Origin of the sequence: Pseudomonas sp. XWY-1, assembly GCF_002953115.1 — a bacterium.
Lineage (GTDB): Bacteria > Pseudomonadota > Gammaproteobacteria > Pseudomonadales > Pseudomonadaceae > Aquipseudomonas > Aquipseudomonas alloputida.
On sequence record NZ_CP026332.1, the window covers coordinates 392,540 to 406,158 of the forward strand.

The 13,619-nt window shown below is 62.9% G+C and carries 10 protein-coding genes; 5 read left to right on the forward strand and 5 right to left on the reverse strand.

From position 1 onward, the window contains the following. Positions 1–245: 245 nt before the first annotated feature. From PRJ_RS01775 to PRJ_RS01785, 3 genes are all read left to right on the forward strand, one after another. The gene (locus PRJ_RS01775; protein ID WP_010951720.1) at positions 246–2,051 is read left to right on the forward strand and encodes a phenylacyl-CoA dehydrogenase; all 1,806 of its coding nucleotides are present in this window, start codon (positions 246–248) and stop codon (positions 2,049–2,051) included. A 1,126-nt stretch (positions 2,052–3,177) separates the two neighbouring features. Further along, entirely contained in the window at positions 3,178–4,461 is a 1,284-nt protein-coding gene (locus PRJ_RS01780; RefSeq protein ID WP_064491642.1) for a diguanylate cyclase, read from the forward strand. A gap of 124 nt (positions 4,462–4,585) precedes the next feature. Then, positions 4,586–6,364, forward strand: a complete 1,779-nt coding sequence (locus PRJ_RS01785) for an acyl-CoA dehydrogenase C-terminal domain-containing protein (RefSeq protein WP_104960654.1) — start codon at positions 4,586–4,588, stop codon at positions 6,362–6,364. Positions 6,365–6,733: 369 nt separating this feature from the next. Here PRJ_RS01785 and PRJ_RS01790 read toward each other — a convergent pair whose 3' ends face one another. Beyond that, entirely contained in the window at positions 6,734–7,657 is a 924-nt protein-coding gene (locus PRJ_RS01790) for a LysR family transcriptional regulator (RefSeq protein ID WP_010951723.1), read from the reverse strand. Positions 7,658–7,867: 210 nt separating this feature from the next. On the opposite strand from PRJ_RS01790, the gene PRJ_RS01795 reads away from it, so the two are divergent. Further along, a complete protein-coding gene (locus tag PRJ_RS01795) occupies positions 7,868–9,148 on the forward strand; it encodes an aspartate aminotransferase family protein (protein ID WP_104960655.1) in 1,281 nt (426 codons plus the stop codon). A 148-nt stretch (positions 9,149–9,296) separates the two neighbouring features. After that, positions 9,297–9,455, forward strand: a complete 159-nt coding sequence (locus PRJ_RS01800) for a YqaE/Pmp3 family membrane protein (RefSeq protein ID WP_003177654.1) — start codon at positions 9,297–9,299, stop codon at positions 9,453–9,455. 63 nt (positions 9,456–9,518) lie between these two features. On the opposite strand, the gene PRJ_RS01805 is transcribed toward PRJ_RS01800, so the two are convergent. From PRJ_RS01805 to pqqC, 4 genes are read right to left on the reverse strand one after another with little or no spacing between them, the layout of a single operon-like run. Then, positions 9,519–11,342, reverse strand: coding sequence for a S9 family peptidase (locus PRJ_RS01805; protein ID WP_104960656.1), 1,824 nt, complete (start codon positions 11,340–11,342; stop codon positions 9,519–9,521). Then, the gene (gene pqqE / locus PRJ_RS01810) at positions 11,308–12,468 is read right to left on the reverse strand and encodes a pyrroloquinoline quinone biosynthesis protein PqqE (protein ID WP_014860209.1); all 1,161 of its coding nucleotides are present in this window, start codon (positions 12,466–12,468) and stop codon (positions 11,308–11,310) included. The genes PRJ_RS01805 and pqqE overlap by 35 nt, the downstream gene beginning before the upstream one ends. Then, positions 12,440–12,715 (reverse strand): pyrroloquinoline quinone biosynthesis peptide chaperone PqqD, encoded by a 276-nt coding sequence (gene pqqD, locus PRJ_RS01815; RefSeq protein WP_010951728.1) that lies wholly within the window; start codon positions 12,713–12,715, stop codon positions 12,440–12,442. The genes pqqE and pqqD overlap by 29 nt, the downstream gene beginning before the upstream one ends. Next, positions 12,712–13,467 carry a pyrroloquinoline-quinone synthase PqqC gene (gene pqqC, locus PRJ_RS01820; protein WP_003255592.1) on the reverse strand — a complete coding sequence of 252 codons (756 nt, stop codon included), beginning with the start codon at positions 13,465–13,467 and terminating at the stop codon, positions 12,712–12,714. The genes pqqD and pqqC overlap by 4 nt, the downstream gene beginning before the upstream one ends. Positions 13,468–13,619: the final 152 nt, after the last annotated feature.

Genomic DNA, 13,619 nt, shown 5'->3' on the forward strand with positions numbered 1-13,619 from the left:
CGGGCTTGCCCGCGAATGCGTCCGATCAGACAACAATTTTGTCTGGTCGGGCCTCTTCGCGGGCAAGCCCGCTCCTACAAGGGTTTGTGCCATGGCATGACTGATTTGCCATTTTTCGTGGCGTAAATGGCACCATAGTCCATCCTTGACAGAAAGCTGAGCTAAACGTAAGTTTCAAACAACTGTTTGATCGGCTTCCGCCAAGCGCGGGTCACCCCACAGAACTCACCTAGAGGTTCATCGCAATGCCTGACTACAAAGCCCCCTTGCGTGATATCCGCTTCGTTCGCGACGAGCTGCTTGGCTATGAGGCGCACTATCAGAGCCTGCCGGGCTGCCAGGACGCCACGCCCGACATGGTCGACGCGATCCTTGAAGAAGGCGCGAAGTTCTGTGAGCAGGTGTTGTCGCCGCTGAACCGCGTGGGTGACCAGGAAGGCTGCACCTGGAGCGAATCGGGGGTGAAAACCCCAACCGGCTTCAAGGAAGCCTACCAGCAGTTCGTCGAAGGCGGCTGGCCGAGCCTGGCACATGACGTCGAGCATGGCGGCCAAGGCCTGCCAGAGTCGCTGGGCCTGGCCCTGAGCGAAATGGTCGGTGGCTCGAACTGGTCGTGGGGTATGTACCCAGGCCTGTCGCATGGCGCGATGAACACTATTTCTGCGCATGGCACTGCCGAGCAGCAGCACACCTACCTGACCAAGCTGGTGTCCGGCGAGTGGACCGGCACCATGTGCCTGACCGAACCGCACTGCGGCACCGACCTGGGCATGCTGCGCACCAAGGCCGAGCCACAGGCCGACGGCAGCTACAAAGTGTCGGGCACCAAGATCTTCATTTCGGCCGGTGAGCACGACATGGCCGACAACATCGTCCATATCGTCCTGGCCCGCCTGCCGGACGCACCGGCCGGTACCAAGGGGATTTCGCTGTTCATCGTGCCGAAGTTCCTGCCCAACGCCGAGGGCGGCGTGGGCGAGCGCAACGGCGTGAGCTGCGGCTCGATCGAACACAAGATGGGCATCCACGGTAACGCTACCTGCGTCATGAACTTCGATGCTGCCACCGGCTACCTGATCGGCCCAGCCAACAAAGGCCTGAACTGCATGTTCACCTTCATGAACACTGCTCGTCTGGGTACCGCGCTGCAAGGCCTGGCCCACGCCGAGGTGGCGTTCCAGGGTGGCCTGAAGTACGCCCGTGAGCGCCTGCAGATGCGTTCCCTGACCGGCCCGAAAGCACCGGACAAGGCCGCTGACCCGATCATCGTCCACCCGGACGTGCGTCGCATGCTGCTGACCATGAAGGCCTTCGCCGAAGGCAACCGCGCGATGGTGTACTTCACTGCCAAGCAGGTGGACATCGTCAAGTACAGCCAGGACGAAGAAGAGCGCAAGAAGGCTGACGCCCTGCTGGCGTTCCTGACCCCGATCGCCAAGGCATTCATGACCGAAGTCGGTTTCGAAGCCGCCAACCACGGCGTACAGATCTACGGTGGCCATGGCTTCATCGCCGAATGGGGCATGGAGCAGAATGTGCGCGACAGCCGTATCTCCATGCTGTACGAAGGCACTACCGGTATTCAGGCCCTCGACCTGCTCGGTCGCAAAGTGCTGATGACTCAGGGCGAAGCACTGAAGGGCTTCACCAAGATCGTGCACAAGTTCTGCCAGGCGCAGGAAGGTAACGAAGCGGTCAAGGAGTTCGTCGAACCGCTGGCGGCCATCAACAAGGAGTGGGGCGAGCTGACCATGAAAGTGGGCATGGCTGCCATGAAGGACCGTGAAGAAGTGGGTGCGGCTTCGGTCGATTACCTGATGTACTCCGGCTATGCCTGCCTGGCCTACTTCTGGGCCGACATCGCCCGCCTGGCCGCCGAGAAACTGGCAGCCGGTACCAGCGAGGAGGCGTTCTACACCGCCAAGCTGCAGACTGCCCGCTTCTACTTCCAGCGCATCCTGCCACGTACCCGTACCCATGTGGCGACCATGCTGTCGGGCGCCAACAACCTGATGGCGATGGACGAAGAGCACTTCGGCCTGTCGTACTGATACTGGCGCTGTAGCCAAAACCCGCCTGCCCTGACCGGCAGGCGGTTTTTTTGTCTTCAGGTTCAGCGTGGTCCCTCGTAGGAGCGGGTTCACCCGCGAAGAGGCCGGTCCTGCTGGCCAATCTCCACCCGCCGTTCACCGTTGCCGCCGCCACCGTATTCGCGGGTAAACCCGCTCCTACGCAGATTGGTGGTGGCCACACATCAGGGGTTGGCCACAGGCCGTCGTGTAGGAGCGGGTTCACCCGCGAAGAGGCCGGCCCTGCTGGCCAATCTCCACCCGCCGTTCACCGTTGCCGCCACCACCGTATTCGCGGGTAAACCCGCTCCTACGCAGATTGGTGGTGGCCACACATCAGGGGTTGGCCACAGGCCGTCGTGTAGGAGCGGGTTCACCCGCGAAGAGGCCGGCCCTGCTGGCCAATCTCCACCCGCCGTTCACCGTTGCCGCCACCACCGTATTCGCGGGTAAACCCGCTCCTACGCAGATTGGTGGTGGCCACACATCAGGGGTTGGCCACAGGCCGTCGTGTAGGAGCGGGTTCACCCGCGAAGAGGCCGGCCCTGCTGGCCAATCTCCACCCGCCGTTCACCGTTGCCGCCACCACCGTATTCGCGGGTAAACCCGCTCCTACGCAGATTGGTGGTGGCCACACATCAGGGGTTGGCCACAGGCCGTCGTGTAGGAGCGGGTTCACCCGCGAAGAGGCCGGCCCTGCTGGCCAATCTCCACCCGCCGTTCACCGTTGCCGCCACCACCGTATTCGCGGGTAAACCCGCTCCTACGCAGATTGGTGGTGGCCACACATCAGGGGTTGGCCACAGGCCGTCGTGTAGGAGCGGGTTCACCCGCGAAGAGGCCGGCCCTGCTGGCCAATCTCCACCCGCCGTTCACCGTTGCCGCCGCCACCGTATTCGCGGGTAAACCCGCTCCTACCGCACTGATCGGTGGTGGCCACACATCAGGGGTTGAACACAGGCCGTCGTAGGAGCGGGTTTACCCGCGAAGGATGCGACACGGTGCATGGGAAGTTCGTTCATCCAACCGCAAATTCAACTGTTCCAGTGCACTGCCGATGAAGTGAGGGCACAATGCCATTATTGATCTGCCGGGTTGGAGATTACCCTTGTTTCGTCTTAACGCTGTTCGCGCAAGCCACTTCCTGCCGTCGCTGTTCTTGTTGCTGGCAGGGCTCGCCGCAGCCTATGTGAGAGACCTCAGCGTCTTTTTCACATCGCTGTTCAATGTCCTGCCTACCTTGGTTCTGCTGCTGGGTGGCACCTACTGCGCGGTTTACCGCCGTCAGCGTGAGCTGTTCCTGATGCTGACGGTGTACATCGCCTACTTCCTGCTCGATACCCAGACCGACTTCTACCGTGACCATGGCCGCGTGCGTGAGGACGCCGCGGTGATCTTCCACCTTGTCTGCCTGTTGCTGCCGGCGCTGTTCGGGCTGTATGGCGCCTGGCAGGAGCGTACGCACCTGCTGCAGGACCTGGTCGCCCGCGGTGCGGTGCTGTTTGCCGTGGGCAGTGTGGCGGTGGCCCTCCAGCAAAGCTACCCCGAGGCGTTGCTGACCTGGTTGGCGGAGATCCGCTGGCCGGCTTTGCATGGCCACTGGATGAGCCTGATCCAGATGGTCTACCCACTGTTCCTGGGTGTGTTCATTCTGCTGGTGGTGCAGTACCTGCGTGCACCCCGGCCGCTGCACGCCGCGCAGTTGATCGGTCTGCTGGGGATTTTCTGGATGCTGCCGCAAACCTTCATCCTGCCGTTTACCTTGAACATCATGTGCAGCCAGGTAATGCTGATGATCGCCGCAGCGGTGGCGCACGAGGCTTATCAGATGGCCTTCCGTGACGAGCTGACTGGCCTGCCGGGGCGCCGTGCGCTGAACGAGCGCATGCAGCGCCTGGGGCGTAACTATGTGATCGCCATGACCGATGTCGACCACTTCAAGAAATTCAACGACACCCACGGCCATGACGTCGGGGACCAGGTGCTGCGGTTGGTCGCCAGCCGCTTGTCCAAGGTCACCGGCGGTGGCCGTGCCTACCGATATGGCGGGGAGGAGTTCGCCCTGGTGTTCGCCGGCAAGACCGCCGCGGAATGCGTGCCGCATGTGGAAGCCGTGCGTGAAGTGATCGCCAATTACGTGATGCACCTGCGCGATCAGCACAACCGCCCGCAGGACGATACCGCCGGGCGCCAGCGCCGGGCTGGCAGCGCCGGCGGCACGGTCTCGGTCACCATCAGTATCGGCGTGGCCGAGCGCCAGGCCGATCATCGCAACCCCGAGGCGGTGCTGAAATCCGCCGACCAGGCGCTTTACAGTGCCAAAGGCGCGGGGCGCAATTGTGTCATGGTGCATGGGCGACAATCACCGCGTGGGGCAGTGCGCACGGCGTGACCGAATTAGACTATGCAGTCGATTGATGACCCTATGTCTCGCAAAAGTTGTTCGGTTACACTGCCAGTAACCCCAGTGTCGCGGTTCCCCGAGACCGCCCCGACCCGACTAGCGAGAGGTTGTCATGGCTGACTATAAAGCGCCGCTGCGCGACATGCGCTTCGTACTGAATGAAGTCTTCAACGTGGCCGAGCAGTGGACGCAGTTGCCCGGGCTGGCCGAGGTTGTCGATGCCGACACGGCCATGGCCGTGCTGGAAGAAGCCGGCAAGGTCACCGCCAGGACCATTGCGCCTCTCAGCCGCGCCGCCGACGAGGAGGGCTGCCATTGGGACAACGGCGCGGTACGCACCCCAGCCGGTTTCATCGAGGCCTACAACACCTACGCCGAAGGCGGCTGGGTGGGCGTGGGCGGCGACCCGCTGTTCGGTGGTATGGGTATGCCCAAGGCCATCTCGGCCCAGGTCGAGGAAATGGTCAACGCGTCCAGCCTGGCCTTCGGTCTGTACCCGATGCTGACCGCCGGCGCCTGCCTGTCGATCAACGCCCACGCCAGCGAGGCCTTGAAGGAAAAATACCTTCCGAACATGTATGCCGGCGTTTGGGCCGGCTCCATGTGCCTGACCGAGCCGCATGCCGGCACCGACCTGGGCATCATCCGCACCAAGGCCGAGCCCCAGGCTGACGGCAGCTACAAGGTCAGCGGCACCAAGATCTTCATTACCGGTGGTGAACACGACCTGACCGAGAACATCATCCATCTGGTGCTGGCCAAGTTGCCGGATGCACCGGCGGGGCCGAAAGGGATTTCGCTGTTCCTGGTGCCGAAATTCCTGGTCAATGAAGACGGTAGCCTCGGCGCACGGAACCCGGCCACTTGCGGCTCGATCGAGCACAAAATGGGCATCCAGGCTTCGGCTACCTGTGTGATGAACTTCGACGAAGCTGTCGGCTACATCGTCGGTGAGCCGAACAAAGGCCTGGCGGCCATGTTCACCATGATGAACTACGAGCGCCTGGGCGTCGGCATTCAAGGCCTGGCTTCGGCCGAGCGCTCCTACCAGAACGCCGTGGAGTACGCCCGCGATCGCCTGCAAAGCCGTGCCCCGACCGGCCCACAAGCCAAGGACAAGGCTGCCGACCCGATCATCGTCCACCCGGACGTGCGTCGCATGCTGTTGACCATGAAGGCGCTGATCGAGGGTGGCCGCGCTTTCTCCACCTACGTGGCCATGCAACTGGACAGTGCCAAGTACAGCGAAGACGCCAGCGTGCGCAAACGCAGCGAAGAGCTGGTGGCACTGCTGACACCGGTGGCCAAGGCCTTCCTCACCGACCTGGGCCTGGAGTGCACAGTGCATGGCCAGCAGGTATTCGGCGGGCATGGTTACATTCGTGAGTGGGGGCAGGAGCAGTTGGTGCGCGATGTGCGCATTACCCAGATCTACGAGGGTACCAATGGCATCCAGGCCCTCGACCTGATGGGGCGTAAAGTGGTGGCCAGCGGCGGGGCATACTACAAGCTGTTCTCTGACGAGATTCGCCAGTTCATTACCGGTGCAGGCAGCGAACTGGACGAATTCGCCAAGCCACTGGGCGCTTCGCTCGACCAGCTTGACGGTTTGACCGAGTGGGTATTGCAGCAGGCCAAGGGCAACCCGAATGAAATTGGCGCGGCTTCGGTCGAGTACCTGCATGCCTTTGGCTATGTTGCCTATGGCTACATGTGGGCACTGATGGCGCGGGCGGCGCTGGCGGGCGAGGGGGATGCGCCGTTCTATTCAGGCAAGCTGGGTACGGCGCGGTTCTACTTTGCGCGGTTGCTGCCACGGGTGGATTCGCTGGTGGCTTCGGTGAAGGCGGGGAGTGAGTCGCTGTACCTGCTGGAAGCCGAGCAGTTCTGATCGATTTTTGGGGCTGCTGCGCAGCCCAATCGCGACGCAAGGCCGCTCCCACAGGTATCGCCTAAGTTTGGATATGTGGAGCGGCCTTGCGTCGGGACTGGGCCGCGAAGCGGCCCCAAGCCATCGCATATCTGTCAATGAATCTCCTGTGTAAGCTTTTTCCTACACGACGTGGTGACTTTTCACCACTGTTCTAAGATTGGATCCACGGTTAATCTTTACCACATGGACGTTGCGCAGGAAGCGCAAAGGACAGATCAAGGACGACGACGAAGGACCACCTGCCAGGAAGGCGGGGCGATACGGATGTCACAGGGAAACAGTCTGGAAAACCCCGCTTCGGCGGGGTTTTCTTTGCGTGCGTGTTTTTCAGGCCAGCACATCCAGCGGTGATGCTCCCATCAGGCGAGCGTCCGTCTCTTCCTCCAGCAACGTGCGCAGCAGCTCTACAGAGGCCTGCTGGCGCTGGGCATCGCGAAATACCAGGCCGACCTTCAACGGCACGCGCGGCTCGCTCAACGGCTTCCACAGCAGCCCCTGATCATCTTCGGCGGCCTCCTTGGCGCGCCCCGGCAGAATGGTCGCCAGCGCAGTGTGCGCGAGGCTATCGAGAATCCCTGCCATATTGTTCATCTCTGCCTGCACCTGCGGCCGTCGGCCCTGACTGGCCAGCTGCGCCTGCCAGATCTGACGGATCTGGAACTCCTCGCCCAGCATCAGCATGGGCAACTCGGCGGCCTGACGGATGGACACCTTCTTGAAGTCCTTCAGCGGGTGGGTGTCGGGTATGACCAGTTGCAGCTCGTCTTCGTACAGCAGCAGGCCATGCAGCCCTGGCTGGCGCGGCGGCAAATAGCTGATGCCGATGTCCAGGTTGCCGTTGAGCAGGCGCCGTTCGATCTCCAACCCCGACAACTCGTAAATCTGCACGACCAGGTGAGGTTGAGCCTTGCGCAGCCGTTCAAGCAGCTGCGGTATCAGGCTTGGGCGCACGGTCTGCAATACACCGATAGCCAAGGTGCGCAGCGACTGGCCCTTGAAGTTGCGCATGGCCTCGTGGGCCCGCTGCAGGCCGTCGAGCAACGGCAGGGCATGGTTGTACAAGGTGTGGGCAGCCAGGGTCGGCAGCAAGCGTTTGTTGCTGCGCTCGAACAGGCTCAGGTCGAGGCTGTGCTCCAATTGGCGAATCTGCTGGGAAAGCGCCGGCTGTGACAGCGACAGGCGTTCGGCGGCACGGCCTACGTGGCCTTCTTCGTACACCGCGACGAAATAACGCAGTTGGCGGAAATCCATAAGCAACACTTATCGAAAATGCTGGAAAAACGAAATGGTCGAAAACCCTGCTGAAGCCTAGTCTATCGCCGTATTCCAAAGGGTTACAGCGATGATTCGGTCGATTGTTACCCCGGATGAAAAACACTTTTGATAGGCAAGGCAAAATATCGAGTGCCGGCATCAAGACCGCACCGTGGCTGCCCTTTACCGTGATTGGTTGGAGCCCTGATGAACCTGTTCAACCTGCGCCGCTCGGCTCCTGCCGCCGTCGCCGAGCCCAAGCGTGCGCCGGTGATCGTGCCGCACGCGTCTGAGCTGTCGCCTGAGCGCCTGATGCCCGGCGCCGAACGTGCAGCGCAGGTATTCGTGCGTGGCCAGGGCTCGTGGTTGTGGGACAACGAAGGGCATGCCTACCTGGACTTCACTCAGGGCGGTGCGGTCAACAGCTTGGGCCACAGCCCCAGCGTGCTGGTCAAAGCGTTGGGCAACCAGGCTCAGGCCTTGATCAACCCGGGCTCGGGCTTCCACAACCGTGGCCTGCTGGGGCTGGTCAACCGGCTGTGTCAGAGTACCGGCAGTGACCAGGCCTACCTGCTCAACAGCGGTGCCGAGGCCTGTGAAGGGGCGATCAAGCTGGCGCGCAAGTGGGGCCAGCTGCACCGCAATGGCGCCTACCACATTATTACTGCCAGCCAAGCCTGCCATGGCCGTAGCCTGGGCGCGCTGTCCGCGTCCGACCCGTTGCCGTGCAATCGCTGCGAACCTGGCCTGCCGGGTTTCAGCAAGGTGCCGTTCAATGACCTGGCGGCGCTGCACGCCGAGGTGGATTCACGCACCGTGGCAATCATGCTCGAGCCGATACAGGGTGAGGCGGGCGTTATTCCCGCTACTCAGGAATACCTCAAGGGCGTGGAAACGCTCTGCCGCGAACTGGGCATCCTGCTGATCCTTGATGAGGTGCAGACCGGTATTGGTCGCTGTGGTGCGCTGCTGGCCGAGGAGCTCTATGGCGTGCGTGCCGACATCATCACCTTGGGCAAGGGCCTGGGGGGCGGCGTGCCGCTGGCCGCCTTGTTGGCGAGGGGCAAGGCATGCTGCGCCGAGCCTGGTGAGCTGGAAGGCAGCCATCACGGCAACGCGCTGATGTGCGCCGCCGGCCTGGCGGTGCTGGACAGCGTGCTGGAACCTGGCTTTCTGGCCCAGGTCCAGGACAACGGTCGTCACCTGCGTGAAGGCCTGAGCCGCCTGACCGGGCGCTATGGTCAGGGTGAAGTGCGCGGTCACGGGCTGTTATGGGCGCTGCAACTGAAAGAAAACCTGGCCCGCGAACTGGTGGCCGCGGCCCTGCACGAAGGCCTGCTGCTCAACGCGCCGCAAGTGGATGTAGTGCGCTTTTCACCGGCGCTGACTGTGAGCAAAGGCAACATCGACGAAATGCTGCTGCGCCTGGCGCGCGCTTTCGCCCGCCTGCATGCCCGGCAGCAGGCGCGTCGCGAAGTGCCGGCGTAGCGGCCTGCCAAAGAATTCAACGAACCGTCTGGCGTTCCTGCGCATCGCCCCTGGCCTGTTTCATTCGGCCCGGGGCGTTTTTTTTTTGCCTGTGGAACCTCTACGGCTGGGAACTAGTCTTTGATGTAACCCTTCAGGAGAGACTCGCATGGACTTTATTCGCATCATCATCGCCATTCTTCTGCCACCGCTGGGCGTGTTTCTGCAGGTGGGGTTTGGCGGGGCGTTCTGGCTGAATATTCTGCTGACCTTGCTGGGATACATTCCGGGGATCGTGCATGCGGTGTATATCATCGCCAAGCGTTGATACAGGCAGAGATTGGCCCCTGCAGGAGCAGCGCAAGGTCGCTCCTGCTCGGGGCGCCTGGAACTACTGCGCCAACACCCGGCAATAGAACTTCCACTCTTCTTCCAAGGCATGCGCCAGGTTCTCGGCCTTGCGGAACCCGTGCCGCTCCTGCGCATAAAAATGCCCTTCAGCGTCGATCCCGTTGGCCTGTAGCGCCGTCAACATGGCGCGTGTCTGCTCCGGCACTACCACCGCATCCAGCTCACCCTGGAAGAAAATCACCGGCACCTTGATGCGCTGCGCATGCAGCAGCGGCGTGCGCTGGCGATAGCGTTCAGCGTCCCGCTGCGGGTCGCCGATCAGCCAGTCCAGGTAATCCCCTTCGAACTTGTGCGTGGCACGGCCCAGGGCTAGCGGGTCGCTGACCCCATAGAGGCTGGCGCCAGCGCGGAACACGTCATGGAACGCCAAGGCGCACAAGGTAGTGTAGCCACCGGCGCTACCACCGCGGATAAACGCCTTGTGCTTGTCGACCAGGCCTTGAGCAGCCAGGTATTCGACCGCCGCGCAGGCATCGGCCACGTCACTTTCGCCCCAGCGCAGGTGCAGTGCCTGGCGGTATTCCCGACCATAGCCGGTGCTGCCCCGGTAGTTGAGGTCGGCCACGGCAAAGCCACGCTGGGTCCAGTACTGGATGCGCGGGTCGAGCACGGGATAGCAGGCTGAGGTTGGCCCGCCGTGGATGAACACCACCAGCGGTGCGGCGCCTTGCGGCTGCGCTGGCGGGTAGAAGAAACCATGGGCCTGCTCGCCGCCACTGCCGTAGTGGATCGGCTGCGGTAGGCTGATTTGCCCTGCTGGCAGTATTTCGGCACCACCGGCCAGTACGCGTACTTCATGGTTGCCGCGGTCAATGGCAATGACTGCCGGTGGGCTGATGGGCGACGCGGCAATGGCATACAGGTGTTCGCTGTCCATGGCCAGGCTGCGAAAGCGTGTGTAGGCACTGGCGAAACGCTCCATACGGCCATCTTCACCACGCAGCCCCAATTGCCCGAAGCCGTCTTCGAACCAGCTGGCCAGGTAGCTTTGCGGGCCCAGTGCCAGCCAGGTACAGGTGCCCAATTGCCAAGGCGCAGCAGCATGGTCCGCCGGTGCAGCAGGCAACGCCTGCCATTGGCCATCGACCTCACCCCAGGGTTGCCAGAAGCCATTGCGGTCGGACAGGCAGTAGAGCCGACCTTCGGCATCGAAGCGTGGTTGTTGCAGCGATTCTTCGGCGGCGGCTACACATTGCGCCGGTCCCCAGTGGCCGCTGGCATCGCGCACGCGGCACATCAACCGGGTGACGGTCCAGGGCTGCGCCGGGCGGTCCCATTCGATCCACGCCAGGCGCTGGCCATCGGCACTGACGGCAGGCGAGGCGTAGAAGTCCGCGCCCTCGGCGAGCACCTCGCGGCTGCTGTCACCCAAAGCGACCAGGCGGTGCTTTACCTGCTCGGCATGGCGCTCTTCGACGGCCAGCACGTGGCCGTCGTGCCACTGCACATCGCCATAGCGGCAGCTGGCATCCTGGGTCAGTGCACGTGGTAACAGATCGTCCAGCGGCTGGGTGTAGACCTGCTGATCCTTTTCGTTGACGAACACCAGCCCGTCGCCACCCAGGCAGAAGCTGCCGCCGCCGTACTCATAGACCCGGCTGCGTACGCTGAAGCCGTCCGGGGTCAGGCAGCGGGCCTGGTAGTGCAGCCAGTGCCAGATACGGCACGCTCCATCGGCTGGGCGGAACTCGTTCCAGAACAGCCCGTCGGCACTGACCTTGAGTTCGGCGAAGTCGGTGCCGGCGGCAACCGCCTGGGCCGCGCTGAATTCAGCCGCGGGCGATGACACGGGAGTTTCGATCATTGCGGAAGGTCATCTGTTCGATCGCGAGCTGGGCGGTTTCTGCCTCCTCGCGGGCCTTGAGGATGATGCCGTGCTCGGTCGACTTGGCGCACACCGGGTCGGCGTTGCTGGCATCACCGGTCAGCATGAAGGCCTGGCAGCGACAGCCGCCGAAGTCCTTTTCTTTCTCGTCGCAGGAGCGGCACGGTTCGCGCATCCACTCATAGCCACGGAAACGGTTGAAACCGAACGATTCATACCAGATATGGTGCAAGTCGTGGTCGCGTACATTCGGAAACTGCACCGGCAGCTGGCGGGCGCCGTGGCAGGGCAATGCGGTGCCGTCCGGGGTGATGGTGAGGAACAGGTTGCCCCAGCCGTTCATGCAGGCCTTGGGGCGCTCTTCGTAGTAGTCAGGGGTAACGAAAATCAGCTTGCACGGGTTGCCCTCGGCCTTGAGCTTGTCCCGGTATTCGTTGGTGATACGTTCGGCCCGCTCGAGCTGCGCGCGGGTTGGCAGCAGCCCCAGGCGGTTGAGGTGCGCCCAGCCATAGAACTGGCACGTGGCGAGCTCGACAAAGTCGGCCTCCAGGGCAATGCACAGCTCGATGATGCGGTCGATCTTGTCGATGTTGTGCCGATGGGTGACGAAGTTGAGCACCATCGGGTAGCCATGGGCTTTCACCGCGCGGGCCATTTCCAGCTTCTGTGCAAAAGCCTTTTTCGAGCCGGCCAGCAGGTTGTTCACCTGCTCGTCGCTGGCCTGGAAGCTGATCTGGATATGGTCCAGGCCGGCCTTCTTGAAGTCGGCGATGCGCGCCTCGGTCAGGCCAATGCCCGAGGTGATCAGGTTGGTGTAGTAACCCAGGCGACGGGCCTCTGCGATCAGCTGGGCAAGGTCCTGACGTACCAGCGGTTCACCGCCGGAAAAGCCGATTTGTGCGGCACCCATTTCCCGCGCTTCAGCCATGACCTTGAACCACTGTTCGGTGCTCAGCTCCTGGCCCTGGGCGGCGAAGTCCAGCGGGTTGGAGCAGTAAGGGCACTGCAGCGGGCAGCGGTAGGTCAGTTCGGCCAGCAGCCACAGCGGCAGGCCGACCTCGGGCGTGGGCGGCAACTCAGGCGAGGACGATCCAGTGTTCGGCACGGGCCACCTCCATGAACTGCTCGATGTCGTCCGCCACTTCCGGGACACCGGGGAATTGCTGTTCGAGTTCGCTGATGATCGCTGCCACGTCACGCTGGCCGTCGATCAGGCCACCGATCAGGCTCGCGCTGTCGTTGAGCTTGATCATGCCTTCGGGGTACAGCAACACATGGCCCTTTTGCGCCGGCTCGTACTGGAAGCGGTAGCCGGGGCGCCAGTTGGGTACCTGGTTACGGTCGAAACTCATAGGGTGATTCCCTTGTGCCACACCCGTTCCTGGGTGACGGAGTGATAGGGTGGGCGGTTCAGTTCGTAGGCCATGCTCATGGCATCGAGCATACTCCAGAGGATATCCAGCTTGAACTGCAGTATCTCCAGCATACGCTCCTGGCCCGCACGGGTGGTGTAGTGCTGCAGGGTAATCGCCAGGCCGTGTTCCACATCGCGTCGCGCCTGGCCCAGGCGGGTACGGAAATACTCATAGCCGGCGGGGTCGATCCACGGGTAGTGCTGCGGCCAGCTGTCCAGGCGTGACTGGTGGATTTGCGGGGCGAACAGCTCGGTCAGCGAGCTGCTGGCGGCTTCCTGCCAGCTGGCGCGGCGGGCGAAGTTGACGTAGGCGTCCACGGCAAAGCGCACGCCAGGCAATACCAGTTCTTGCGAGCGCAATTGGTCCGGGTCCAGCCCGACAGCCTGGCCCAGGCGCAGCCAGGCTTCGATGCCGCCATCCTCGCCGGGAGCACCATCGTGGTCGAGCAGGCGCTGGATCCACTCGCGGCGCACTTCGCGGTCCGGGCAGTTGGCCAGGATCGCGGCATCCTTCATCGGGATGTTGACCTGGTAATAGAAGCGGTTGGCCACCCAGCCCTGAATCTGCTCGCGGGTGGCGCGCCCTTGGTACATCGCCACGTGGTACGGGTGATGGATGTGGTAATAGGCGCCCTTGGCGCGCAGGGCCTGCTCGAATTCGGCAGGGGACATTGGCAGTGCGTCGCTCATTCGGCTGGCTCCTGTAGAACGATTATCTGGCCTGGCACACCCTCTCCCTTGTGGGAGCGGGCGTGCCCGCGAACACCGGCGAAGCCGGTGCCATGGACCGTGTTGGCTTTTTCGCGGGCATGCCCGCTCCCACAGGGTCTGGTGTCGCCTCA

Excerpts from the sequence above, each read along its gene's own strand:
- PRJ_RS01775 (WP_010951720.1), top strand. The coding sequence starts at position 246 with ATGCCTGACTACAAAGCCCCCTTGCGTGATATCCGCTTCGTTCGCGAC.
- PRJ_RS01785 (WP_104960654.1), top strand. The coding sequence starts at position 4,586 with ATGGCTGACTATAAAGCGCCGCTGCGCGACATGCGCTTCGTACTGAAT.
- PRJ_RS01790 (WP_010951723.1), bottom strand. The coding sequence starts at position 7,657 with ATGGATTTCCGCCAACTGCGTTATTTCGTCGCGGTGTACGAAGAAGGC.
- PRJ_RS01795 (WP_104960655.1), top strand. The coding sequence starts at position 7,868 with ATGAACCTGTTCAACCTGCGCCGCTCGGCTCCTGCCGCCGTCGCCGAG.
- PRJ_RS01800 (WP_003177654.1), top strand. The coding sequence starts at position 9,297 with ATGGACTTTATTCGCATCATCATCGCCATTCTTCTGCCACCGCTGGGC.
- PRJ_RS01805 (WP_104960656.1), bottom strand. The coding sequence starts at position 11,342 with ATGATCGAAACTCCCGTGTCATCGCCCGCGGCTGAATTCAGCGCGGCC.
- pqqD (WP_010951728.1), bottom strand. The coding sequence starts at position 12,715 with ATGAGTTTCGACCGTAACCAGGTACCCAACTGGCGCCCCGGCTACCGC.
- pqqC (WP_003255592.1), bottom strand. The coding sequence starts at position 13,467 with ATGAGCGACGCACTGCCAATGTCCCCTGCCGAATTCGAGCAGGCCCTG.